We start from the raw sequence: 22,811 nt of genomic DNA, 5'->3' as shown, positions 1-22,811 counted from the left end.
CCCGCCGGTGCGCGCGGCGTTGCGGGAAGAACGTCAGACGCCCGACTCAAACCGGGCTCAGGGTCGGATGACGGCGACGGCGAACCCGTCCCAACCCTTGGTACCCACCGTCTGGATGGCGGCGGTGTCCAGTCGGGGGTGCTCGCCCATCATCGCGAACATGTCGCGCACGGTCTGCGCCTGACGGTCGTCGGGCGCAGGGTCGAGCACCCGGCCGAAGCGGGCGATGTTGTCGACGACGAGCACCGCGCCGGGGGTGGCCAACTCGACCGCCCAGTTCACGTACGCCACGTTGTTCTCCTTGTCGGCGTCGACGAAGAACATGTCGAAGCGCTCACCCCGCTCGGCGAGCGTCGGCAGCGTGTCCAGCGCGGCACCGACGACGATCTCCACCCGGTCGTCGACGCCCGCGGCGGCCAGGTTGCCCCTGGCCACCTCGGCGTGCCGGGGCTCGTACTCCAACGTGACGACGCGCCCGGCCGGCCCGACGCCGCGCGCCAGGGCGATCGTGCTGTAGCCGGCGAGGGTGCCGATCTCGAGCACCCGGGTGGCGCGGGAGACGGTCGCCAGCAGGGTCAACAGCTTGGCGTGCTGGGCGGACACTTCGATCGCGGGCATGCCTGCGGCGACGGCACTCTCGCGCGCGGCGGCCAGCGCGGCGTCCTCGGTGTGCAACAACTCGCCGTACATCGCGTCGAGGGCGCGCGGGTCGGGTTCGGTCATGGCTGGCTACCGTACGCCTTCCTTGGCGTACGTCACCCTCAGCACGTGCCCGACCTCCGGGCCCATCACCGTCTCCGTCAGGTCACAGAGCGCGGCGACGAAGTCGGGGCCGTGCGGCGGTTCGCATCGACACAGGTGGTGGGCCACCTCGTGCAGGACCACCAGTTCCCGCAGCGCCCACGTGCTCTGCCGGTCGGGGACCGCGATGGTCGCGACACCGCCGTCGTACTCGTAGTGCGCGGCGGTCACTCCGCGGCGCGCACGGACCGTCAGCGGTTCGGCGGCGGGCCACCGCGACCGCACCGACGGCAGGGCCATCACCTCGTCGACGTAGTCCCGCACCGAGTCCGTCGAGGCGAACCGCGCCTCCGGCGGCAGAGTCAGCTGGGCGCCGAAGAAGTCGACGGCCCGGACGCCCCGCTCGGCAGCGCGGTCGAAGAGGGTCCGCACGAACTGCTCGGCGGCGTAGACCTTGGAGCGCTGAGAGTCGCGCGGCACCGATCCCCTACCGGTCCAAGGGCTTTCGCGCCCCGGCGAGCTCGGTGCTCGGGCCCAGCCGGGCCCGTCGACCCGCCCGGTCCCCGGCCCGCCGGGCCGCCGACGAATAACCCGCCGAGGCACTGGTGGCACGCCAGGTACCCCGCGCCTTCGACGCCGAGCGGTAGAAGCTCTTCAGTTCGATGTCCTTGTTGCGCAAGGCTACCGCGGTTCCCGGCTGCTGGTCGCGACCGGTGGTGGCCGCCTGCCTGGCCTCCTCGCGGGCTTCGGCCAGCCGCTGTCCGACGCGCCCGCCGAACGCCAGGTGAAAGTTCAACCGGGCGGTGATGGTCGGGGTGGGCTTGTGGTCACCGGTGGCGATGTAGGCGTCCGACGCCTTCACCATCTGCACCACCAGGCTGGCGTAGAGCGCGTGGGTGGCGTCGATGTCCTCGGCGAAGCCGTAGGCGTAGACGAACGTCGAGTTGGACGCGACGTCGCACTTCACGTCGTTGGCCATCGCGATCGCGACGAACAGCTGGACGTAGGTGCGCAAGCCCTTGCTGCCGGCCTCGCCGATGGTGATGGTGCGCTGGACGGGCGTCTGTGCGGCGGTGCGCGTCGCCGAGTGCGCCCTGGCCACCGCCAGGTCGATCGACGTGGTGGTCGCGAGCCGCTGCGCGGCCGACATGAAGGCTTCGGCTTCGTGCGGGTTGTCGGTGTTCTCGGCTTGGCGCAGAAGGGCTGCGATGCGCGCCAGCATCTTGTCGTCACTCATGGAAGGTCACGCTAGGGGACCAGTACGACTTTTCCGCGGGCGTGGCCGGCCAGCAGATACCGGTGCGCCTCCGCCGCCTCGGCGAGCGGATACACCCGGTCGACGGTGACCCGAAGCCGCCCCGACGCCGCCAGCTCGATTAGTTCGGGCCTGGCGGCGTCGCGGATCGCCTGACCACCGTCGGCACCGGTCAGCACCGCGATTCCGAGTTCCCCCGCCCGGGCGAAACCGGCGATCGTCGCGATCCGGGAGCGGTCGGCGACGAGCTCCACCGACGTGTCGAGGGCCTCGTCGGTGCCGACCAGGTCGAGCGCGGCGTCGACCGGCCCGATCGCCCGGACGCGGTCGGCCAACCCGTCGCCGTAGGCGACCGGTTCCGCGCCGTGTTCCCGCAGCTGATCGTGCTTGCCGGGGCTGGCGGTGGCGATCACCCGCGCGCCGCGGGCGACCGCGAGCTGCACCGCCATCAGCCCGACGCCACCGCTGGCGCCGTGGACGAGCACGGTGTCGCCCGTCCCCACCCGGGTGTTGGTCAACAGGTGCCACGCCGTCTCGCCGGCCAGGAGCAGCCCCGCCGCCTGCTCGAAGGCGAGGTTGTCGGGCTTGTGGCCCACGTCAGCGGCGTTCGCGACGACCTGGTCGGCGTATCCGCCGTTGATGTTGGTGACGATCACCTCGTCGCCGACTGTCAGTGGTCCGGTGTATCCGGCGGCGCCCGGCGTGGTCGCAGCGACGACACCCGCCACCTCCAGGCCGACCGGCAGGGGCAACCTCGCGGGGTCGTCGCCCATGTCGCCGCTGTAGGACTTGACGTCGAACGGGTTGGTACCCGCCGCCCGGACGTCGACGAGCACCTGCCCCTCGGTCAGGTCGGGCAGCTCGATGTCTTGCAGCGCAAGGACTTCGGGCCCGCCGTACGCCTGGGCAACCACGGTTCTGGTCATGGCCGAAGTCTAGTCACTACTTGCCGACGAAGCCGTCCAGGGCGGTCACCAGCTGAGGCGAGAGCGGGTCCTTCTTGGAGTAGTTCCCGACGTTGTCGCTTGGGTCGTCGCGCAGCACGTGGTTCACACCGGTGAGCCGCACCGCGGTCAGCGCGGTGTGGGCGAGCGCGTCGAACAGCGGCTGCTCGGCGGCGCAGGTGGCCTGGCTGTCGGAGTCCGAGCAGGTGGCCAGCACCGGCATGCCCGCGGGCAGGGCGGCGGCCGACACCAGCGGATCGATCAGGTCGGCTTCGACGACCGCTCCGACGTTGGAGGGATTCAGCACGGCACCGAGCCCCTCGGGCATCTGCGCGGGCGCGGTGCGCTTGGTGCGCGCCTCGACCACGGCGGCGTCCCACGTCGCGAGCACCGCGTCGGCCTGCTGGCGCGTCTTGGCTCCGGCCGCGACGTCGGCGTCGAGCCCGGTGCGGACGCGTCCGGTGATGATGTCGAGGTAACGGCCCGCCAACGGTTGAAACAGACCGAGCGAGTGGATCTTCGGGGCGTCCGGAGCCGCGTCGTTCGCCAGCGACATGGCGTGGACCGTGCCCTCGCCGAGGGCGTACACCGACAGGTGCGCCTTGTCGGTGCCCGGTTGGCCCGCGAGGTAGCGGACGGCGGCCTTGGCACCCAGGTCGTAGACCGCGCTGCCGACGTCGGCCGGGCGTGCCGCGTACGGCCCGAGCCCCGTCTTGCCGGTGCCCACCTTGTCGTACCGAAGCGTGCTGATTCCCTTGCCGGACAGGTATTCCGCCAACTGTCGCATGTTGCCGACCGGTCCGGCCACCGCGTTGTCGCCGTTGCGGTCGGTGTTTCCGCTCTCCGAGATCAGCAGCGCCGCCGGCCCGGGCGGAGCGTCCGCGAGGTGACGGTAGGTGCCGTAGACGGTCAGCCCGTCGGCGGTGAAGTCGACGTCGTCCTCGACCCAGCCCTGTCGCGGCGCCGGCGCTGCGCCGTCGCCGCCGGAGGAGGAGGAGCACCCCACGACGAGGAACAGTGCGGCCAGCACGCCGAGGAGCGCTCTCACAGGTGGACCTCGATCCAGGACACCACGTCGTCGAGCACCACCGCACGCTCCGGCTCGTTGAAGACTTCGTGGTAGAGCTCGGGGTACACCTTCAAGTTCACGTCGGTCGAGCCGACGCACTCGACCAGTCGACGGCTGCCGCCGACCGAGACCAGCTTGTCCTGCCCGCCGTGCACCACCAGCAGCGGTGCGGTCAGCGACGCCGCGCGCTGCGGCATGGTCTCGCCGACGCCGATCAGCGCCTTGGCGATGCCCGCCGGGAGCTTGCCGTGGTGCACCAACGGATCGGCCTCGTAGGCGGCGACGACGTCGGGGTCGCGGGACACCGCGTCGGCGGGGAGCTCCTCCACCGGCAGTCCGGGCAGGACGCTGCCGACCACCTTCGCCAGGATGGTCATCACCGGGGACACTCCGTCCTGGGCGTACACGGCGGGCCCCGAGAGCACCATCGCGGCGTAGTCGTCGGGATGCTCGACGCCGTAGGTGAACACGACACCGCCGCCCATGCTGTGGCCGAGGACCACGCGCTTGAGCTCGGGATGAGCCGCGGTGGCGATGCCCACCAGATGGTGGAAGTCGTCGGTGTACTCGGAGATGTTCTTGAGGAAGACGCGCTTGCCGCCGGAGCGACCGTGTCCGCGCTGGTCGAGGGCGTAGGTGATCAGACCGCCCTCGCCGAATCGCTGCGCGACGTGGTCGTAGCGCCGGGCGTGTTCGCCGAAACCGTGGCACAGGATCACCACGCCGAGCGGCTCGGTGTTGGGCGTCCACACGTCGTAGACGATCCGAATGCCGCCGACACCGTCGAAGCTGCGTTCGCTGCGGGTTGTGGCCATCAGGGGAGACTAGCGGGCCCCGCTGAACGGTTCAGACGACGACGGTGTCGCTCGTCACACCCCCTCGGTAGGCTCTGGTTCGTGAGTGTGGTCGCCGAGACATTTGATTCCAAGGACGCCTTCCTCGCCGACGCCCAGCGGTACCGGCGGGAGCTTCTTGCGCACTGCTACCGCATGACCGGGTCTCTTCACGACTCCGAGGACCTGGTGCAGGAGACCTACCTGCGCGCGTGGAAGTCCTACGACGGGTTCGAGGGCCGCTCGTCGATCCGCACGTGGCTCTACCGCATCGCCACCAACACGTGCCTGACCGCGCTCGACGGACGGCAGCGTCGCCCGCTGCCCAGCGGTCTGGGCGCCCCCAACGCCGATCCCACGGCCGACATCGCCGAACATCCCGAGGTCACCTGGCTGCAACCGCTGCCGGATGCCCCGGACGAGCATCCGTCGGACCCGTCGGTCATCGTGGCCTCCCGCGACTCGGTGAGGTTGGCGTTCATCGCTGCGCTGCAACACCTCTCGGCCCGCCAGCGTGCGGTCCTGCTGCTGCGCGAGGTGCTGCAGTGGAAGGCCGCCGAGGTCGGCGAGGCCATCGGCGCCTCCACCGCGGCGGTCAACAGCCTGCTGCAACGGGCCCGCGCGCAGCTCGACGAGATTTCACCGAGCCAGGACGACGACATCGCCCCGCCGGAGTCGCCGGAGGCTCGGGAGATGCTGGCCAAGTACGTCAACGCCTTCGAGACCTACGACATGGATCAGCTGGTGCAGCTGTTCACCGAGGACGCGATCTTCGAGATGCCCCCCTTCGACGGCTGGTATCGGGGTCCGGCCGACATCGTCACGCTGTCGACGGTGCACTGTCCCGCGCAGGGCGCCGGCGACATGCGGTTCGTCGCCACCACCGCCAACGGCCAGCCCGCGGCCGCGCTGTACATGCTCAACCGCGAGACCGGCGCCCACGAGGCATTTCAGCTGCACGTGCTGAGCGTTCGGGCCGGCAGGGTGTCGCACGTGGTGGCGTTCCACGCGCAGGACGGCCTGCTGTTCGAGAAGTTCGGGCTGGCGCCCACGCTGTAGGCGATCAGCCCGCCGGGATCACCGGCAGCGTGATGCTCGACGGATGGGCGGCGTCGTGCAGGATCGTCTGCGTGGCCACCACCGTGGCGGCACTCTGGCCGAACGGCTCACCGGTGTTGGGGTTGGGTGCGAATTGGGGATAGTCGCTGCTGGAGATCTCCACCCTGATCCGGTCCCCGGCGCGGTATTGGTAACTGGTGGGCCAGATCTGGATCCGGTACCTCGTCGGCTGGTTCGGCGGCACCGGAGTCGGGTTCGACAACGAGTCGCGGAAGGACGTCCGCAGAATCCCGTCGTTGAGGTTGACGACCGTGCCGTCGGGCTTGACCACCGTCAGCTTGGCGGTGAAATCGGTGTCGGCAACCGATGATTGGGCCCACAGGTCGACCGTCGCCGCTCCCGTCACCTCGACGTCGCGCGACAACGGCGGGCTGCTGTAGACCAGCACGTCGGATCGCTGTTCGACCGGGGTTTGGTCGTAGGGTCCCTGCGGTCCGGATTGCGCTCCACAGCAGGAGTGCCCACCCAGACTGGGCGCAGGGAAGCGCGGGTCGTAGGTGTAGACGTCGGGAGCCTCGGCGCCGGGGGCGGCGTCACGCAACTCCCCCGTGCGGTCCGAGCCTCCCGCCCCGGACAGGTAGTACGTCGTCGGACGGGTTTGCGGCAGTGGCCAATTCGTCGCGGTCTTCCAGACGTTGGCGCCCATCAGGAAGTAGTCCACTCGGGGCGTGCCCCCGACTGCGTTGTCCTTGCCCTTGAGGAAGTGGTCGTACCAGTCGAGCATCAGCTCGTTGACCGGGCTGTTGGCGACCGCGCCGATCGACTTCAGCATCGGAGCGGGCTCCGAGTCGGGTCGGCCCCAGTCGACGTGATCCCACGGGCCGATGATCAGCCGCTGGTTCGCCCGGGCGTCGGCGGTCGCGCCGTGGGCCACCATTCCGGCGAAGTTCTCCACGCCGCCGGCGAGGAAGGCGTCATACCAGCCCTCGAAGTGCATCACCGGCACGCGCACCGACGGGTAGCGGTCGCGGATGCTGACCTGCTTCCAGAAGTCGTCCCTCGTCGAATGCCGGATCCAGTCGAAGTACCAGGGCGCCACCGCGGGGTTGTCGGGCTGCATCGGCGGCAGGTCCTTGAACGGTCGGAAGTCCAACCACCGGGTGGGATCCCTTACCGCAGAAGCAAGTTCGTGGACGGTCGCCTGGTCGCCGCGGTTCTGAGCGGCGGTGGTGGCGATCGATTCCATGGCCCACGGCAGCACGAAGGCGAGCCGGAACTCGCCGCCCTCGTAGGTCCAGCCGTCGTAGTAGTCCGACGCGGTGTTCGCCGGCACGATCGTGACGAGGTGCGGCGGCGCGGTCACGGCGGCCAGCCACTGCGTCGCGCCGACGTAGGACGAGCCGTACATGCCGACCTTGCCGTTCGACCCCGGCAGCGCCGCCGCCCATTCGACGGAGTCGTAGCCGTCGGCCTGGTCGTGGGTGAACTCGCTGAACGTGCCGCCGGAGGCGCCCTGGCCGCGGATGTCCTGCACGACGACGAGGTAGCAGTGCGACGCGAACCAGTCCGGGGGCTGGTAGCGGGTGCCGGCCTGCGCGCCGTCCTTGCCGTACTGGGTGCGCATCAGAATCACCGGCACGCTCTCCGACGTGCTCGGGCGGTAGACGTCGGCGCGCAGGACGGTGCCGTCCCGCATGGTCGCGGGCACGTCGGTCTGCTTGGCCACGGCGCACGGCCCGCGCCCGGGATCCGGGGGCCACGGGCCGGCGGTCGTGCTCGCGCCATGCGAGCAGCCGCCGACGACCAGGGTCACGGCCGTGGCGACGGCGGCCAGGCGAACCGCGACGGAGGTCACGTGATCACGCTAGTGGTGTGTCCTGTATATAATTGTTGTTTTGTTGGATATGATACGTACTATGAGGCAACCCGTTCCCGCGCTGGAAATGTCTGCAGGACAACGCAACGTGCTTGAGTCGTTGGCTCGGTCGCAGTCGGGTGCGCATCGGGAAGTGGTGCGAGCCAAGGCGTTGTTGATGGCGGCCGATGGCATGGCCAACACCGCGATCGCCGCGTCGTTGTCGGTGTCGCCCGCCTCGGTGAAGGCCTGGCGTGACCGGTTCGCCGAAGAGGGCTTGGCGAAGCTGGGTCGGGTACGCGAGGGCCGGGGCCGAAAGAAGACCATCCCGCAAGAGAAGATCGACGAGATCGTGAATCTGACGATGAACTACCGTCCCGCGGGTGAAACCCATTGGAGCTGCCGGACCATGGCCGCAGCGAGCGGAGTCTCGAAATCGACTGTGCAGCAGGTGTGGTCGGCCCGGGGTCTCAAGCCGCACAGGGTCGAGACGTTCAAGTTGTCCAACGATCCCAAGTTCGAGGAGAAGCTGGTCGATGTAGTCGGGCTGTACCTGAATCCGCCCGAGAAGGCGATCGTCTTGTGCGCCGACGAGAAGTCCTCGGTTCAGGCATTGGACCGCACCCAGGCGTCGTTGCCGATGGTCAAGGGGCGAGGCGAGACGATGACCCATGACTACAAGCGCAACGGCACCACCACTCTGTTCGCCGCGCTGAACGTCCTGACCGGCAACGTGATCAGCCAGTGCATGCCCAGGCACCGCCATCAGGAGTGGTTGACATTCCTCAAGACGATCGACCGCGAGGTCCCCAAAGATTTAGCGATCCACCTAATCCTGGACAACTACGCCACCCACAAACATGAAGACGTCCGCGCCTGGCTGGACAAGCATCCGCGGTTTCACATGCACTTCACCCCGACATCCTCGTCGTGGCTCAACCTGGTCGAACGCTGGTTCCGCGAGCTCACCGACAAAGCATTGCGGCGCGGGGTATTTCACTCCGTACCCGACCTGATCGCCTCGATCCAGGACTACATCGACTCACACAACGACGACCCGCGGCCCTACCAGTGGACAGCGACCGCCGAATCCATCCTCGCCAAGGTCGCACGCGGACGCATCGCTCTCGAAAAAGTCAGCTAAATCCAGGACACACCACTAGCCCCGAATCCTGGAACCACCCGCGGTTACTTCGGGGGCATCCTGATGCCGCCGTCGACGCGGACCACTTCGGCGTTCATGTAGGAGTTGGTGATCAACTCGAGCACCATCGACGCCAATTCGTCGGGCTTGCCGAGGCGGTGCGGGAAGAGCACCGACTGGCCGAGCTTGGCCTTGAACGCCTCCGAGGCCTCGCCCTCACCGTAGATCGGGGTGTCGATCAGGCCGGGGGCGACGGTGTTGACGCGGATGCCGACGGCCGACAGGTCGCGGGCCACCGGCAGGGTCAGGCCGACGACGCCACCCTTGGACGACGAGTAGGCGGCCTGACCGATCTGGCCGTCGAAGGCCGCGACGCTGGTCATGTTCACGATCGCGCCGCGCTCGCCTGTCTCGGTGGGCTCGTTGCGGCTCATCGCGGTGGCGGCGAGTCGAATGCAGTCGAAGGTGCCGACCAGGTTGATCGCGAGCACCTTCTTGTAGGCGTCGAGGTTGTGCGCCGAGGCGAACTCGCCGTCCTTGCCGATGGTGCGCTGGGCCCAGCCGATGCCGGCCGAGTTCACCAGGGCACGCAGCGGGCCGAGGTCCGCGGCGGTGTTGACGGCGTCCTCGATTTGCTCGGTGTTGGTCACGTCGACGGTGACGAACACGCCGCCGATCTCCTTGGCGAGTGCCTCACCGCGGTCGGCCTGCAGGTCGGCGACGACGACGCGTGCGCCCCTGTCTGCCAACTGGCGTGCCGAGGCCGCTCCGATGCCGGATGCCCCACCTGTGACGATTGCGCTAGCTCCGTTGATGTCCACGTGGACAGATTAGGCAGAACCCCGCCCCAGCCGTGACAGGACCTGCGAGGTCCAACGGTCCAGTGCCCGCAGCTCCCCCGCACCGATCCCGTCGAAGGCCAGGGTGCGGACCAGCTCGACGTGCCCCGGCGCGGCCGCCTCGAGCGCGGCGCGGCCGGCGTCGGTCAGCTCTACGGTGGCGCCCCGTCGGTCGTCGTCGGCACCGCGACGGTCGACGAGCCCGCGGGTCCGCATCCGCCTGAGCTGGTGTGACAGCCGGCTCTGCTCCCAGCCCAGCCGCTCGCCGAGTTCGTTGACCCGGCACGCGGCGAGCTCGTCGAGCGCGACCAGTACGTCGTAGTCGGCGAGCGAGAGCCCACAGTCGCGCTGCAGCTGCCGGTTCATCTCGACCTGCAGTTCGGCGGTCATCGTCAGGTATCTGCGCCACACCCGCTGCTGCTCCTCGGAAAGCCACATGGAATATATGACACATCATCTAAGTTGTCGTGTCCAGTGCCGGCCACCTAGGCTGGCGACGACGCCCGAGGAGCACTTCATGACCACGACCGACATCGTCGACGTCCGACGCGCACAGGACCGGTCCGCCACCAAGATCTCCTGGCTGGACTCCAAGCACTCCTTCTCGTTCGGCGGGAACTACGACCCGAACAACACCCACCACGGCCTGCTGCTGGTCAACAACGACGACGTGGTCAAGCCAGGCAAGGGCTTTGACACCCACCCCCACCGCGACATGGAGATCGTCACCTGGGTGCTGCGCGGCTCCCTAGTGCACCAGGACTCGACGGGCCACTCGGGCGTGATCTATCCCGGTCTGGCGCAACGGATGTCGGCGGGCCGGGGCATCCTGCACTCCGAGAAGAACGACTCCTGGACGCTCACCGGCGATTCCACGCATGCCGACCCCGTCCACTTCGTCCAGATGTGGGTGGTCCCCGACGAGGCCGGCATCACGCCCGGCTACCAGCAGCTCGAGATCGACGACGAGGCGCTGCGCGGCACGCTGGTGACCATCGCCTCCGGCATGCCCGAGCACGCCGACGACGCCGCCATCACCATCAGCAACAAGTACGCAGCCCTTCGCGGCGCGCGGCTGGAGCCCGGTGACACCGTCGAGCTGCCGCAGGCACCGTACCTGCACCTGTTCGTGCCTCGGGGTGAGGTCGTGCTCGAAGGCGCCGGCCCACTGCACGAAGGCGACGCCGTGCGCTTCACGGCATCGGGCGGGCAGCGGATCACCGCGACCGAACCGTCGGAAATCCTGGTCTGGGAGATGCATGCGAGTTTGTCTGCGGCGTAAGGCCTTTGCCGTCATCGGCGTCGTCCTGCTGGCGGGGTGCTCCACGAGCACCCCGCCGGCGTCTGAGACCACCACCGAGAGCCAGGCGCCCAGCGCAGCCGGCCTGGCCGAGGTGACGGTTCAGGTCCCCGGCGACCTCGCCGCCGAGCCGTTCGACGAACCGCGAAAGGCGTTGGTGCCCAAGGGGTGGACGATGTCGGTCTGGGCCAGGGTGCCCAAACCGCGGCTCGCGACGTGGGCACCGGACGGTGCCCTGCTGGTCTCGCTGCCCGGGGCCGGGCAGGTGATCCGGATAGAGCCCTCGGGCTTGGGCCCGCAGATGCAGCTCCTCGTCAACGGCATGAACCAACCGCACGGTCTGGCGTTTCAGGGTTCCACGCTCTACGTAGCCGAGAGCGATCAAGTCGACGCGTTCACCTATGCCGACGGCAAGGCCACCCCGTTGCGTACTGTCGCCGCGAACCTTCCCGACGCGCGAAGCGCCGACCTTGGCGGCGCCTATGCCCACGCGCTGAAGAGCGTCGCCGTGGGACCCGATGGGGCCGTGTACTTCTCGATCGGGTCGACGGGCAACATCTCCGCCCAGGACCGTACCGCCAACCCGCAGCGAGCCACCGTGATGCGGGTTCCGCCCGGCGGAGGGCCCTACACGCCGTTCGCCACCGGGGTCCGCAACGGCACGGGCCTGGCGGTCGCGCCCGACGGCGCGGTGTGGACCGCCGTCAACAACCGCGACAACGTCCAAGTGCCCGATCAAGGGCCGTCCTACGGACAGGTGGTGCCCGACTACGTCGGCGACCACCCCCCGGAGTCCGTCGCCAAGCTGACGCCGGGTCGCGAACTGGGGTGGCCGTACTGCAATCCCGACGGCGGCCCGGCGAATCTTCGCCTCATCCGCGACGTTCAGACCAACGCCGACGGTTCGAAGCTCGACTGCGCGACGCTGCCGCCGATCGAGCAGAGCATGGGCGCACATTCCGCGCCGCTCGGGATGGTCTTCGTCGACGGTGCGCTCCCCGCGCCGTATGACAAGGGGGCGCTGGTCGGGGTGCACGGCTCGTGGAACCGGCAACCGCCCCGCGCACCCGAGGTGTCCTTCTTCCCCTGGCAGAACGGCAACCTCGGCAACCAGCAGACGCTCGTCGGCGGATTCCAGGCCGCGGACGGGACGAGGTGGGGCCGACCGGTCGCCGCAGTGGTTGGGCCGGACGGCGCCGTGTACGTCACCGACGACGCGGCCGACGCCATCTACCGGGTGGCACCGCCCGGACGCTGACCGACGTTGCCCCGTGGGCGCCCCGCAAACCGATGGTCGAGGCGCTCGCCGCCGGTCGTGGCCGAATCGTGTCGGTGACGTGACCAAAGCCAACTGTGCGTCGGCTGTGATTGCTAGAACGTGCTCTCGAACAGTTCGTGGCAATCATCCGATGGGGGCCCTCCGTGCCTGGTACCGCAGTGAACCTCCGGCGTCTCGCCGCCTCGGCGACCGCCGTGGCGCTCGGTGCCGTGTTGGCGACGATGGCCGTGGCCCCCACCGCACACGCCGCCGACGGCCGTGAACTGCTCGCCGCCGCCATCGCGAACACCCGCGGTTCCTACCTCGTCTACAACTTCGGTGGCAACAACCCTGCGCCGATGCTCGACGCCAACGGCACCCGGTATGAAATGGGCAGCGGCGGACACTTGATGATCATCAAGTCGGCGTCCCAGCGGCTCACGCCACGGCTGTTGGTCGACTCCCACCGCGGCTATCAGGCCCGCTGCGAACGGACGCCCGGCGCCCGCACCGGCGAAGGGCTGCTGCAAGCGTCGGAGACCTTCACCCCCATCCAGGCCTGGCAGGCCCTCGGCAAACCCACGATCGCGATCAACGCCAACTTCTTCGACGTACGGAGCCAGAAGGGCGGCTCCTGGAAGTCGACCGGCTGCAGCTCGCCGCTGGGGGCGTACTTCGACAACACCCGCGGTGGCGGGCCGGCCAACGCCGCGGTGACCGGAACCCTCGCCTATGCGGGCAAGCAGGCGCTCTCCGGCGGCGACGAGGTCTGGACCGCGTTGACGACGATGATCCTGCCCGTGGGGGGCGCCCCCTTCGTCGTGTCGCCCCGCGCCCCCGACGACTACGACGCCGCCACTCCGGTGATCCAGGGACTGGCGGACAAGGGCACCCGCTTCGTCGCGGTCAGCGGGCTGGGATTGTTGGCACCGGGCGCCACCGGCCAGATGAACGACGGCGGTCCCAGCGCTGCCCGCACGGCCATCGCCTACGCGAGGGACCGCGACGAGATGTACGTCTTCCAGGGTGGCAGCTACACGCCCGACCAGATCCAGGACTTGTTCCGCGGGCTGGGCAGCGACACCGCCATCCTGCTCGACGGCGGTGGTTCGTCGGCGATCGTGCTGCGCCGTGACACCGGCGGCATGTGGGCGGGCGCAGGAGTGCCCAAGGGCTCCTGCGACACGACGGCCGTGCTGTGCGACTCCCGCGAGCGCGCCCTGCCGAGTTGGCTCGCCTTTAGCTGATCAGTGGCAACCGCAGGAATTGCGGCGCCGAAATTCCGTGGCGAATCTTGCCGTCTCGGCGGGTCGATCGGGGTCGGCGATCCGACGCAGGAGCAACTCGACGCTGGCCGCGCCGATCTCCTCGCCGCGTTGGGCGGCGCAGGTCAAGCGGGGGATGAACAGGTCGGCCCACGGAAAGTCGTCGAACACGCCGAGCGCGATTCCCTCCGGCGGAACGATTCCACGGGTGCGCAGCGCCTGCATGATTCCGATCGTCATCCGGTTGTTGCCGGAGAACAAGGCGGTGGGCGGATCTTCGAGATCCAGCAGGGTGTGGGTGGCCCGCTCGGCCAGCTTCTCGTCGGAGTGTCCGGGCTCGATCAACGCGGGGTCCAGGGGCAGGCCTGCGGCGTCGAGCGCGGTTCGGTACCCCGAGATCCGTTCCTCGGTAGTCGAGCTCCCGGCTTGACCGGACACCATCCCGACCCGACGATGGCCATGCTCGATGAGGTGCCGGACGACCTCGACCGTGGCGTCGTGGTTTTCGGTTCCGGCGAAGTCGTAGCCGTCCGCCCCACCGCTCGTGTCGAAGCGGTCGACGAAGACGGTGGGCACGGATCGCTCCCGCAGGAACTCGACGGCCCGGCTCGGATCTGCTGACGGTTGCAACAACAGGCCGTCCACCTTGTGGGTTCCCAGGTTGAGCACCGACCGGTACTCCAGCTCCGCTTCGTCGCGGTGGTCGGCCAGCAGCAAGCTGTATCCGCTTGCGACCGTGGATTTCTCGATGCCGGTGACGACGTCGTTGAAGTACGGGTTCATGACTGCCGACATGACGAGTCCGAAGGTCTGGGTGCGCCCGGACCGCAGTGACGCCGCAGCCGAATTGCTCACGTAGCCCAATTCGGCGACCGCGTGCTGCACGCGTTCACGGGTGGGGTCACTGACGAAGCGGGTGCCGTTCAACACGTGCGACACCGTGGCGACCGACACCCCGGCGAGACGTGCGACGTCCTTGATGGTGGACAGGCGATCTTCTCCCATCAGCGCGGAGTGGGGGACGCCGCGCGACATCGCGCGACGTCCCCCGACTCGACCCGTTAGCCGCTGCTCGGTCCGATCAGAACGGGAAGTCCTTCACGTTGGCGGGCGTGACGATGGTCGGCTCGCCCAACAACACCGTGCCGTTCTCCCCGACGGTGAACTTGCCAAGACCGTCGACGTCGTAGGACGTTCCCTCCTTGGGCTCGATCTTGCACTGCGCGTACTGCTCCGCAGTGGCGAAGGTCAGCGTCCCTAGATTCTGCACGTTCCACCACACGTCCTGCACGTTGCCCGTGTCGATGTACTGCTTGACCAGCGTCACCGGTCCCAGGCCGGAGATCTTCACCCGGCCCAGATCCCCACTCTGCGACAGCGCCTCGGCCGCGGCGGGCAGACCGATCCCCGCGGGAACGATGATGCCCTTGAGGTTCGGATACGCCTGGACCAGTTCCTTGGCCTTCTGCGCGTTGACGTCGGCCTTCTCCTCGCCGTAGGCCACGGTGACGAGCTTCATCTTGGAGTACTTGGCGTCGTTGGCCAGCTTGTCCTTGATGCTGGCAATCCACGCGTTCTGGTTGACCGCCGTCTGGGTGGACGACAGGATCGCGAACTCGCCCTCCCCGCCGATCATGTCGGACAACGACGCCAACATCTGGTCGCCGATCTTCCCGGTGTCTGCCTGGTTCAGGAAGAACGCGCGGGAGTCGGTCGCGACGTCGGAGTCCCAGGAAATGACCTTGATGCCCGCCTGCTTGGCCTTGGCCAACGCGGCCGACGCGCTGTTCAGGTCGCTGCCGGAGATCGCGATGACGTCGACCCCCTGGGAGATCAACTGGTTGACGAAGGGGATCTGCGCCGCGCCGGTGGCGTCGCTGGGCGAGGTGTAGATCACCGTCGACCCGTCCTTGGCGGCGGCGGCCTCGACGGCCTTCTGCACCGTCACCATGTAGGGGTCGGTGCCCAGCTTGGGAATGAGGCCGATCTTGATCGGACCCTCGACGCATTTGCCTGCGGCGCTGTTCGAACCGCTAGCGCCGGATCCGCCGCCGTCCGAGGCACAGGAGGTCAGCGAGAGCGTCAGCATTGCTGTCGCTCCCACCGCCAGGGTGAGGGCCGATCGATTCATGGGGAGTCCTTTCATGGGTGGGTACGGCGGCCACGGGTCGGGGCAACCGGCTGTCGAGGTGTGCGGGGTGGGCGCGGGGTCACGTGGTGTCGGCCCCCAGCTGCGAGGCGGGGCGGCGGCGTTCGCGGACGGACCCGATGAAGCGTTGCGAGAGGTTGGTGACCAGCAGCGACGCGATCAGCACGCCGCCGACCGCGATCCCCTGGGTGTAGCCGCTGACGTTCATCAACTGCAGCGACTTGCGGAGCGCCAGGATCAGGATGCTGGCGAGCACCACACCGGTGATCCGGCCCTTGCCGCCGAGCACGCTGACCCCGGCCAGGAACACGACCGTGATCACGTCGAGCTCGAGGCCCTGGGCGCCGTCCGGCGCGACCTGGCTGGTGATCCCCATGTAGATCATCCCGGCCAGGCCGGAGACCACGCCGGAGACGACGAACAAGACGAACCTGATGCGCGCGACGCGAATGCCGCTGTAGCGGGCGGTTTCCGGGTTCCCGCCGATGGCGTAGATCCGCCGTCCGACGGTGCTGCGGTGCAGGACGATCCCGAAGACGACGGCGAGCACCAGGAAGGGCGCGATCGCCCACGGGACCACCAGGCCGGGGATGTTGTCGTTGCCGAGCACGGTGAAGAACTCCGGGAGCGGCGAGATCGGCGTCCCCCCGAGGAGGACGTAACACAGCCCGCGGAACAAGGCCAGGGTCCCGAGGGTCACCAGCAGGGCCGGCAGCCCCATCACCGCGACGAAGAAGCCGTTGACCGCACCGCAGAGCGCGCCCGTCCCGAGGGCCGCGACGACGGCGACCGGCACCGACTGCCCGGCCTCGATGGCGAGGCCGGCGGCGACGGAGGAGAGTCCGGCGATGCTCGCCACGGAGATGTCGATGTCCCGAACGATCACCAGAAGGGCGAGCGGCAGAGCCATCAGCGCCGCGGGCGCGAAGGTCGCCAAGCCGGTGGAGATGCTGAAGGGTCTGGTGAAGCCCGGCACCGTCGCCGCCGCGACCAGGAGGACCACGATGACCAAGATGAAGAGGATGAACTCCCAGGACCGGAGCTTGGCCGTCACGGTGCCCCACATCAGCGGGCTCCTCGGGTGCCGCGTCGCGACAACAGCGTGTCGATCAGGACGGTGAGAAGGATGGCGCCGCCGAAGAAGGCCTGCAGGTAGGACGGATTGATCCGTGCCACCGTGATGGCGTTCTGGATGATGATCAACGTGACGGTGCCGAGCAGGACGCCGAGGACGGATCCGGCGCCGCCACGCAGGGAGACCCCGCCGACCACGACCGAGGCGACGAGGGTGAGCTCCAACCCATAGGCGAGCTGACCGTCGACGGTGGCGAAGTGGGACGCCCACATCGCCCCCGCGAATCCGGCCAGCGTGCCGGAGATGACGAAGGCGGCGAACGTGCGCGCCTGGGTCTTGATGCCGATCAGGTCGGCTCCGGCCGGATTCGAGCCGGTGGCGTAGATGTCGCGGCCAAAGCGCGTGGTGCGCAGGAAGATCGCGAACACGACGAACAGAGCAAGCCCGATGTACACCAGGAGTGAGACGCCGAAGAGCCGTCCCGCCGTCCAGGCCAGCCAGCCAGGCGGGACCATGCCCGACGAGATCTGTCGGCCGTTGGACAGGATGGCGTCGATCCCCCGGAAGATCGCCAGCGTTCCGAGCGTCACCACGATCGACGGCACGCGGCCGTAGGCGACGATCACGCCGTTGAACGCTCCGCACGCGACCCCGACCGCCACGGCGATCAGGATCCCGACGACGACGGGTGCCCCTGGGTGCGAGCTCGTGAACCAGGCCGCGACGTAGGCCGACAACCCGATGACCGACCCTTGGGAGAGGTCGATGTTGCGGGTCAGCATCACCACCATCTGGCCGAGGCACGCGACTCCGTACAGGGCCGTCGTCACCCCGAGGTCACCGATGTTCGACGGGCTGACCAGGTTTGGATTGATGATCCCGAGCGGCACGAGTATCGCGATCACCGCGACCAGCAGTCCGACCTCGCGCCGGGCGACGACCTTGCGCCACCCCGACCGTCGGCCCACGCCGACGCTGACCACCTCGGTCTCCTCGCGGGCCTTGATGGCGTCCAGGTCGGCGGTCGAGGTGGCGCCGACCTCCCGCCCGGAGTCGAGCAGACCGGTAGCAGCCAGCCCGATGTCGATCTGGTTGGCGTGTTCGGCGTCGAACTCCGCGGTGATCGTGCCCTGATGCATCACGTAGATCCGGTCGCAGGTGCCCAGCAGCTCGGGCATGTCCGACGAGATCATCAGGATGGCCAGACCCTGCTGCGCCAGCTCGGCGATGATGTGGTGGACCTCGGCCTTGGCCTGAATGTCGACGCCCTGGGTGGGCTCGTCGAGGATCAGCAACCGCGGGTTGGTCGCCAGCCACTTGGCCAGCACCACCTTCTGCTGATTGCCGCCGGAGAGGTTGCCGATGGGCTGGGCGTAGCTTCTGAACTTGAGCTGCATCCGCTGCAACGGGCCGTCCACGAGGGCGAACTCGGCGCGGTGCCGGATCAGACCAAGGCGCGACGCCTGGTCGATGACGGGCAGGGTGGCGTTGTCGAGTATCGAGAAGTCCTCGACGATGCTCTGCCCGCGTCGGTCCTCCGAGACGTAGGCGATGCCGTGCGCCAGCGCGGCCGCGGGCGATCCGATCCGCACCGCGTGCCCTCCCAGCTCGATGTCGCCGGTGGCGGGCTTGTCGATGCCGAAGACGGCCCTGGCGACTTCCGTGCGTCCCGCGCCGACGAGGCCGGCCAAGCCGACGATCTCGCCGGCGCGAACGTCGAGGTTTACGTCCGAGAAGTGGCCTGTTACACCTAGATTGCGCAGTCGGAGCACGACGTCACCGACGGTCGCGGACTTGGGCGGATAGATGTCGGTCAGCTCGCGGCCGACCATGAGCTCGACGATCTGGTGCTGGTCGGTCTCGGCGGTGACGAGGTCGGCGACCCACCGTCCGTCCCGCATCACCGTGATGCGATCGGAGATCGCCACGATCTCTTCGAGGCGGTGACCCACGAAGAGCATGGCCACCCCGCGGGCCTTCAAGTCGTCGATGACCGAGAACAGCCGTTGCGTCTCACCGATGGTCAACGACGCGGTGGGTTCGTCGAGGATCAGGATGGTGGCGTCGAAGGCCAACGCCTTCGCAATCTCGACCAGCTGCTGTTCGGAGGTGTTCAGCTCGCCGGTGGTCATCGCCGGGTCCACCCGCAGACCGAGCACCTCCAGCCACTGTCGCGCCTCGCGGCTCATCCGGGCGTGGTCCAGGAGACCAAAGCGATTGGTGAGAGGCCTTCCGGCGTATACGTTTTCGTAGATCGGCAGGTCGGGGAACAAGCCCGGGTGCTGGTGGACGACGGCAATGCCGAGGTGTTGCGCGTCGAGCGGGGTGCGTAGGTCCACGTCCACGCCGCCGACCCGAACCACGCCGTCGGTGGGGTGGTATACCCCTCCGAGCATCTTGACGCACGTGCTCTTTCCTGCGCCGTTCTCGCCGACCAGGGCCAGCACTTCGCCGGACCTGATGTGAAGCGACACGTCCCGAACGGCGTAGACGCTCTCGAAGCGCTTGGAAGCGCCGACGAGCTCGGCCCTGATCCCACCTCGATCGTCCACGGTCGCCCCGCCACCCGTTTCGTGGGCACGAGAGGTACTGCTCACTGGTCATCCTCATCGTCGAAGTGACGCCCCGGGGGCTGTGAGGTTGACGCTAAAGCATGAAAACGTTTACGTAAACGTTTTCGTAAATTTGGGGCCGCGAGGACGCGCGGGTGCCGATCGACGACCCTCAGGCCGCCTTGTCGGCCGGCGCGCTCTCCGACTGCGTCGTGTCCGACGGCGCAGCGGTGGTCGTGCCGCCCGATCCGCCGGCACCCGTCGGCTTGGTGGTCCCCGACTCGTCTCCCCGATTGGGCGAGAAGTCGTTCGCGGTGTCGCGAGTCTCGTTGACGGTGGGCTTGGCGTGCTTCGGCCCGTTCGTCTTGCCGGTCACGACACCGAGCGTCGGCGTCGAATCTCCCTCTGGCTTCGCGTGTTTGGGGCCCGCCGCCGGCTTGGGATCCTCGTTCGCCGTCGGAGTCTTGTCGCCCTCATCTTCGGTCGTGTCGCCCGCGGGAGTCTTGTCGCCCGCCTCGGCAGTCTTGTCCCCCGTGGCCTCTGTCGCGTCCGGTGTCGTGTCGCCTCGTTGGCCGGAGGTCTCCTCGCCGGCGACCGGAGTCTTCTCGCCTGCCGCGGGGGTGGTCCCCGCGCGGACGGACGTCGCCTCGTCCGACGTCGAATCCTTTGCGGCCGCAACGTGCTTCGTCGTGTCTGCGACGCTGAGCAGCTTCGCCGTCGTCGACGGAGCCGCGGTGGCGTCCGGCACGTTCAGTGGTGCGGTGAGGGCGCCCAGTCCGTTGAGCAGGTTGCCCTTGAGCAGCGCGTCGAGGATGTTGGCGAGGACGTTGGGCGTATTCGGGGTGGGGTTGGGTCCGAGTTCCTTCTGGATTCCGGCCACCAACGCGTTGAAGGCGTCGCTCAGCACCAGGCCGGGGTTCAGGTTCGGGAAGGACAGGAAGGGGACCTCGCTACCCGCCTGCGACGTGTCCCGGGTGTAGGTGCCGTCGGGATTGCGAACGGTGTCGGCGTACCCGACGTCGGTGAGGATACGCAGCGCGGGTGCAAGCGCATTCGCCACCCGCATCGGGACCTGCGCCAACGGGCTGAGCCCCACGACGTTGAGGACGTCCGACGCCAGGTACAGCGGCTCCAGCATCGGCAACGTCGCCGAGTGCAGCGTGAGATACAGGTTCAGCGCCAGACCCGATTGGGGATCGAGCGGGTTGACGCCGCCGACGGCGCCGGCCACTCCATCCAGGATCTCCTTGGTGAGGCCGCCGAGGTCCAGGTTCAGCCCCCGCAGCATGTACGTCGGCGACAGGCCGGCCGCCAGGTTGTTGACCAGGGTGAACGGATTGGGCCACGAGGCCAGGTCCGACAGCGGCTGGTACTCGTAGGTGGCGTCGACCAGGATCGGCAGCAGGTTCGCATTGCCCAGTGCGACACCGGTTCCCAGAACGGGAATGTTCACCCCGGAGCCGTCGCCGCTGCTGGTGAACTTGGTCGTGGGGTTCACGGTGTCGATGCCGAAGAGCGCGGCCAACGGTCCGAATCGGGCGAGCGCACCGCCGTCGGGGCGGGCCGGGTTGTTGATCAGGATCAGCGGCAGGACGGTGAGGCTGCCGAGGATGGGATCGCTGCCGAAGACGTGGTTGAGCCCACCGGGTTGCAGGGAGAGGTCGTCGAGCACCTTCTCGTAGGCCATGGCCGCGGCGAACGCGCCGAACCCGATTCCGACGGTGGGGACGACGCGGACGTCGATCACGTCGGGCAGCTGGAGCGCTTTGATCAAGTTGGTCAGCGGGGTGATGAGGTCTGCCGCCCCGCCGAGCGGACTCTTCTTCAGCTCGCTCAGTAGAAGATCCAGCACGCCGTCGACGCCCAGTCGGGCGTACGGGGTTCCGTTGATCTCGTTGGCCACCGAATTCGGCAGCGCCGGCACCCAACCCAGGTCGATGCCGAGCATCTTCAGCGCGGCGAAGGCCGGTCCCGACGTGACGACGTTGAGACCGGGGACGGCGAGGTTGGAGAGATTCAGCGGATCGGCGAGGTTGAGGCCAAGCAGCGCGAGCACTCCGGTCAGGGTGGCTCCGGTGACTTCGTCGATGTGCAACGTGTCCAGGATGGTCGTCAGCAGCGCGAGGTCGCCGCCGGTCAACTGTTGCAGGACCGGGCCCAGCAGGGGGATGTCGAACGACAGGCTGGCCAGAATGCCGGGCAGCAGATTCGCCGGCAGGTCGGCGAGCAGACCCGTGATCAGGCTCTGCGGGTCCACGCCGGCGGCCCGCGCGAACGCCGCCAGGTTGACGCCGTTGACCACCGCCCGGATGATCACGTCGGAGATCGCCTGACCGCCGTCGTAGATCGTCGTGCCAAGACCGCCGGTGATGTCGGGCACCTTGTCGTGCGTGGGCAGCAACTGAATCGCAGCGGCCAGGTCGACGGTCTCGGCACTGACGCGCTTGACTGGATCGGGTGGCGGTTCGACGCCGACAGTCAGGGCCGTGGCGGTCGCCGTGGCGGCGCTGACGAGCGCCACGCTGAAGCGTCGCCGACTTCTCCTGCGGTGAGTACCTGCCATCCGACCTGTCCCCTTCGACGGCCCGTGTGTCGTGCGCCACCGCACGTTAACACTTACGCGCGTGGCAAAATGACGAATTCATGACGGGGTGTCGATTGGCCAGACACGCGAATCCATCGGAGGTTTTCGCGGTGTCAACTGCGCCTTCGACGATCGACGGACCGCCGATCACGTGGCCGACGGGCAACTGAGGTGGGCTAGCTACCCCACCGACGTCATGGGCACCCAGTGCCGGGCCCGAAGGCGAAGATGGCCGCGCTGGTGGCGACCACGGCTGCGGCGAGGGCGATGACGGGCGCAACGGTCCACAGCGTCAAGGTTGCTCCGAGCACCGCACCGCTGCACATGGTGAGGACGACGCCGTATCTCAGCTTCTCTCGCTGACCGGTCCCTCCGGCGAGCCTGCTGTCGAACCCGATGCCGACGATGGTCTGCGTCAGCACCGTCGTGCTCAGCTCCTGTACCCCGAACTGACGTGCCGTCGCGTTCTGGGTGCCGAACACGACGGCGAGCCCGGAGATGAGGATCAGCCGCCCGCCGCCGGTGTAATGCAGCACCCCGGTACCGGCCAGCACGGACAGTGTCACCAGCACGACGACCTCCAGCCCCAGGGCGACGACGAGCCACCGGCGAACCTTCGCGTCGAGATGCCGAGCCAGCCGACCGCCGATGATCGCTCCGGCGATGAAACCCAGGACCGCCGTCACCGCGGCCAGCATGTCGACGCCGGAGTGCGGCACCAACCAGAAGCCCAGGAAGATGACGTTCCCGGTCATGTTGGCCACGAACACGTGCCCGAGGATCAGCACGCTGACGGCGTCCACCAACCCGGTGGCGAACGTCAACAACAGCAGGGCGGTGACCGTCAACCGTTGGGAGACGGGGGATTTCATTTCCGTTGGGTCGCCGT

Annotated in this window: 20 protein-coding genes; 5 read left to right on the top strand and 15 right to left on the bottom strand. The window is 68.4% G+C overall.

What is annotated here, in order from left to right; translation table 11 throughout:
* Nucleotides 1-57: 57 nt before the first annotated feature.
* The 6 genes from H7J06_RS14695 to H7J06_RS14670 are packed head-to-tail and all read right to left on the bottom strand — an operon-like array spanning nt 58 to nt 4,824.
* Nucleotides 58-723, bottom strand: a complete 666-nt coding sequence (locus H7J06_RS14695; RefSeq protein ID WP_264039630.1) for an O-methyltransferase — start codon at nt 721-723, stop codon at nt 58-60.
* Between the two features lie 6 nt (nt 724-729).
* Entirely contained in the window at nt 730-1,221 is a 492-nt protein-coding gene (locus H7J06_RS14690) for a TIGR04338 family metallohydrolase (RefSeq protein WP_264039629.1), read from the bottom strand.
* A gap of 7 nt (nt 1,222-1,228) precedes the next feature.
* Entirely contained in the window at nt 1,229-1,978 is a 750-nt protein-coding gene (locus tag H7J06_RS14685) for a DUF2786 domain-containing protein (protein WP_264039628.1), read from the bottom strand.
* Between the two features lie 11 nt (nt 1,979-1,989).
* Nucleotides 1,990-2,922: an NADP-dependent oxidoreductase gene (locus H7J06_RS14680; RefSeq protein WP_264039627.1), complete on the bottom strand. Its 933-nt coding sequence runs from the start codon at nt 2,920-2,922 to the stop codon at nt 1,990-1,992.
* 16 nt (nt 2,923-2,938) lie between these two features.
* Nucleotides 2,939-3,988, bottom strand: a complete 1,050-nt coding sequence (locus tag H7J06_RS14675) for an alpha/beta hydrolase family protein (protein ID WP_372515308.1) — start codon at nt 3,986-3,988, stop codon at nt 2,939-2,941.
* Entirely contained in the window at nt 3,985-4,824 is an 840-nt protein-coding gene (locus tag H7J06_RS14670; protein WP_264039626.1) for an alpha/beta hydrolase, read from the bottom strand. Before H7J06_RS14670 ends, H7J06_RS14675 begins: the two co-directional genes overlap by 4 nt.
* Nucleotides 4,825-4,905: 81 nt before the next feature.
* Between H7J06_RS14670 and H7J06_RS14665 the strand changes: the two genes are divergently transcribed.
* A complete protein-coding gene (locus H7J06_RS14665; protein WP_264039625.1) occupies nt 4,906-5,901 on the top strand; it encodes a sigma-70 family RNA polymerase sigma factor in 996 nt (331 codons plus the stop codon).
* 4 nt (nt 5,902-5,905) lie between these two features.
* Here H7J06_RS14665 and H7J06_RS14660 read toward each other — a convergent pair whose 3' ends face one another.
* Nucleotides 5,906-7,597 carry a CocE/NonD family hydrolase gene (locus tag H7J06_RS14660; protein ID WP_275079441.1) on the bottom strand — a complete coding sequence of 564 codons (1,692 nt, stop codon included), beginning with the start codon at nt 7,595-7,597 and terminating at the stop codon, nt 5,906-5,908.
* 220 nt (nt 7,598-7,817) lie between these two features.
* On the opposite strand from H7J06_RS14660, the gene H7J06_RS14655 reads away from it, so the two are divergent.
* Nucleotides 7,818-8,900 carry an IS630 family transposase gene (locus H7J06_RS14655; protein WP_264039622.1) on the top strand — a complete coding sequence of 361 codons (1,083 nt, stop codon included), beginning with the start codon at nt 7,818-7,820 and terminating at the stop codon, nt 8,898-8,900.
* A 44-nt stretch (nt 8,901-8,944) separates the two neighbouring features.
* On the opposite strand, the gene H7J06_RS14650 is transcribed toward H7J06_RS14655, so the two are convergent.
* Together H7J06_RS14650 and H7J06_RS14645 are read right to left on the bottom strand one after the other, a co-directional pair.
* Nucleotides 8,945-9,721: an SDR family NAD(P)-dependent oxidoreductase gene (locus H7J06_RS14650; protein WP_264039621.1), complete on the bottom strand. Its 777-nt coding sequence runs from the start codon at nt 9,719-9,721 to the stop codon at nt 8,945-8,947.
* 9 nt (nt 9,722-9,730) lie between these two features.
* The gene (locus H7J06_RS14645; RefSeq protein WP_264039770.1) at nt 9,731-10,186 is read right to left on the bottom strand and encodes a MarR family winged helix-turn-helix transcriptional regulator; all 456 of its coding nucleotides are present in this window, start codon (nt 10,184-10,186) and stop codon (nt 9,731-9,733) included.
* Between the two features lie 70 nt (nt 10,187-10,256).
* Here H7J06_RS14645 and H7J06_RS14640 point away from each other — a divergent pair, with 70 nt between their 5' ends.
* From H7J06_RS14640 to H7J06_RS14630, 3 genes are all read left to right on the top strand, one after another.
* Nucleotides 10,257-11,021 carry a pirin family protein gene (locus H7J06_RS14640; RefSeq protein ID WP_264039620.1) on the top strand — a complete coding sequence of 255 codons (765 nt, stop codon included), beginning with the start codon at nt 10,257-10,259 and terminating at the stop codon, nt 11,019-11,021.
* On the top strand, nt 10,999-12,297 hold the full coding sequence (locus tag H7J06_RS14635) for a PQQ-dependent sugar dehydrogenase (RefSeq protein ID WP_264039619.1): 1,299 nt from the start codon (nt 10,999-11,001) through the stop codon (nt 12,295-12,297). The genes H7J06_RS14640 and H7J06_RS14635 overlap by 23 nt, the downstream gene beginning before the upstream one ends.
* A gap of 164 nt (nt 12,298-12,461) precedes the next feature.
* Nucleotides 12,462-13,544, top strand: a complete 1,083-nt coding sequence (locus H7J06_RS14630; protein WP_372515307.1) for a phosphodiester glycosidase family protein — start codon at nt 12,462-12,464, stop codon at nt 13,542-13,544.
* Here the strand turns inward: H7J06_RS14630 and H7J06_RS14625 are convergent, their stop codons facing one another.
* From H7J06_RS14625 to H7J06_RS14600, 6 genes are all read right to left on the bottom strand, one after another.
* A complete protein-coding gene (locus tag H7J06_RS14625; RefSeq protein ID WP_264039618.1) occupies nt 13,545-14,567 on the bottom strand; it encodes a LacI family DNA-binding transcriptional regulator in 1,023 nt (340 codons plus the stop codon).
* Nucleotides 14,568-14,643: 76 nt separating this feature from the next.
* Complete coding sequence (locus H7J06_RS14620; RefSeq protein ID WP_264039617.1) at nt 14,644-15,693, bottom strand: substrate-binding domain-containing protein; 1,050 nt, start codon at nt 15,691-15,693, stop codon at nt 14,644-14,646.
* A gap of 79 nt (nt 15,694-15,772) precedes the next feature.
* Complete coding sequence (locus H7J06_RS14615) at nt 15,773-16,777, bottom strand: ABC transporter permease (RefSeq protein WP_264039616.1); 1,005 nt, start codon at nt 16,775-16,777, stop codon at nt 15,773-15,775.
* Nucleotides 16,777-19,383: an ATP-binding cassette domain-containing protein gene (locus H7J06_RS32385; RefSeq protein ID WP_264039614.1), complete on the bottom strand. Its 2,607-nt coding sequence runs from the start codon at nt 19,381-19,383 to the stop codon at nt 16,777-16,779. Before H7J06_RS32385 ends, H7J06_RS14615 begins: the two co-directional genes overlap by 1 nt.
* Nucleotides 19,384-19,510: 127 nt before the next feature.
* Nucleotides 19,511-21,901, bottom strand: a complete 2,391-nt coding sequence (locus H7J06_RS14605; RefSeq protein ID WP_264039613.1) for a hypothetical protein — start codon at nt 21,899-21,901, stop codon at nt 19,511-19,513.
* Nucleotides 21,902-22,116: 215 nt separating this feature from the next.
* A complete protein-coding gene (locus tag H7J06_RS14600; protein ID WP_264039612.1) occupies nt 22,117-22,794 on the bottom strand; it encodes a YoaK family protein in 678 nt (225 codons plus the stop codon).
* Nucleotides 22,795-22,811: the final 17 nt, after the last annotated feature.

Source organism: Mycolicibacterium hodleri, from assembly GCF_025822245.1.
Classification (GTDB): Bacteria; Actinomycetota; Actinomycetes; order Mycobacteriales; family Mycobacteriaceae; genus Mycobacterium; species Mycobacterium hodleri.
This window is presented reverse-complemented; position numbering and strand designations above follow the sequence as displayed.

Bases quoted from the DNA above. Each gene is read 5' to 3' on its own strand.
- H7J06_RS14695 (WP_264039630.1), bottom strand. From the start codon at position 723: ATGACCGAACCCGACCCGCGCGCCCTCGACGCGATGTACGGCGAGTTG.
- H7J06_RS14685 (WP_264039628.1), bottom strand. From the start codon at position 1,978: ATGAGTGACGACAAGATGCTGGCGCGCATCGCAGCCCTTCTGCGCCAA.
- H7J06_RS14680 (WP_264039627.1), bottom strand. From the start codon at position 2,922: ATGACCAGAACCGTGGTTGCCCAGGCGTACGGCGGGCCCGAAGTCCTT.
- H7J06_RS14670 (WP_264039626.1), bottom strand. From the start codon at position 4,824: ATGGCCACAACCCGCAGCGAACGCAGCTTCGACGGTGTCGGCGGCATT.
- H7J06_RS14660 (WP_275079441.1), bottom strand. From the start codon at position 7,597: ATGCGGGACGGCACCGTCCTGCGCGCCGACGTCTACCGCCCGAGCACG.
- H7J06_RS14655 (WP_264039622.1), top strand. From the start codon at position 7,818: ATGAGGCAACCCGTTCCCGCGCTGGAAATGTCTGCAGGACAACGCAAC.
- H7J06_RS14640 (WP_264039620.1), top strand. From the start codon at position 10,257: ATGACCACGACCGACATCGTCGACGTCCGACGCGCACAGGACCGGTCC.
- H7J06_RS14635 (WP_264039619.1), top strand. From the start codon at position 10,999: ATGCGAGTTTGTCTGCGGCGTAAGGCCTTTGCCGTCATCGGCGTCGTC.
- H7J06_RS14625 (WP_264039618.1), bottom strand. From the start codon at position 14,567: ATGGGAGAAGATCGCCTGTCCACCATCAAGGACGTCGCACGTCTCGCC.
- H7J06_RS14620 (WP_264039617.1), bottom strand. From the start codon at position 15,693: ATGAATCGATCGGCCCTCACCCTGGCGGTGGGAGCGACAGCAATGCTG.
- H7J06_RS14615 (WP_264039616.1), bottom strand. From the start codon at position 16,777: ATGTGGGGCACCGTGACGGCCAAGCTCCGGTCCTGGGAGTTCATCCTC.
- H7J06_RS14605 (WP_264039613.1), bottom strand. From the start codon at position 21,901: ATGGCAGGTACTCACCGCAGGAGAAGTCGGCGACGCTTCAGCGTGGCG.
- H7J06_RS14600 (WP_264039612.1), bottom strand. From the start codon at position 22,794: ATGAAATCCCCCGTCTCCCAACGGTTGACGGTCACCGCCCTGCTGTTG.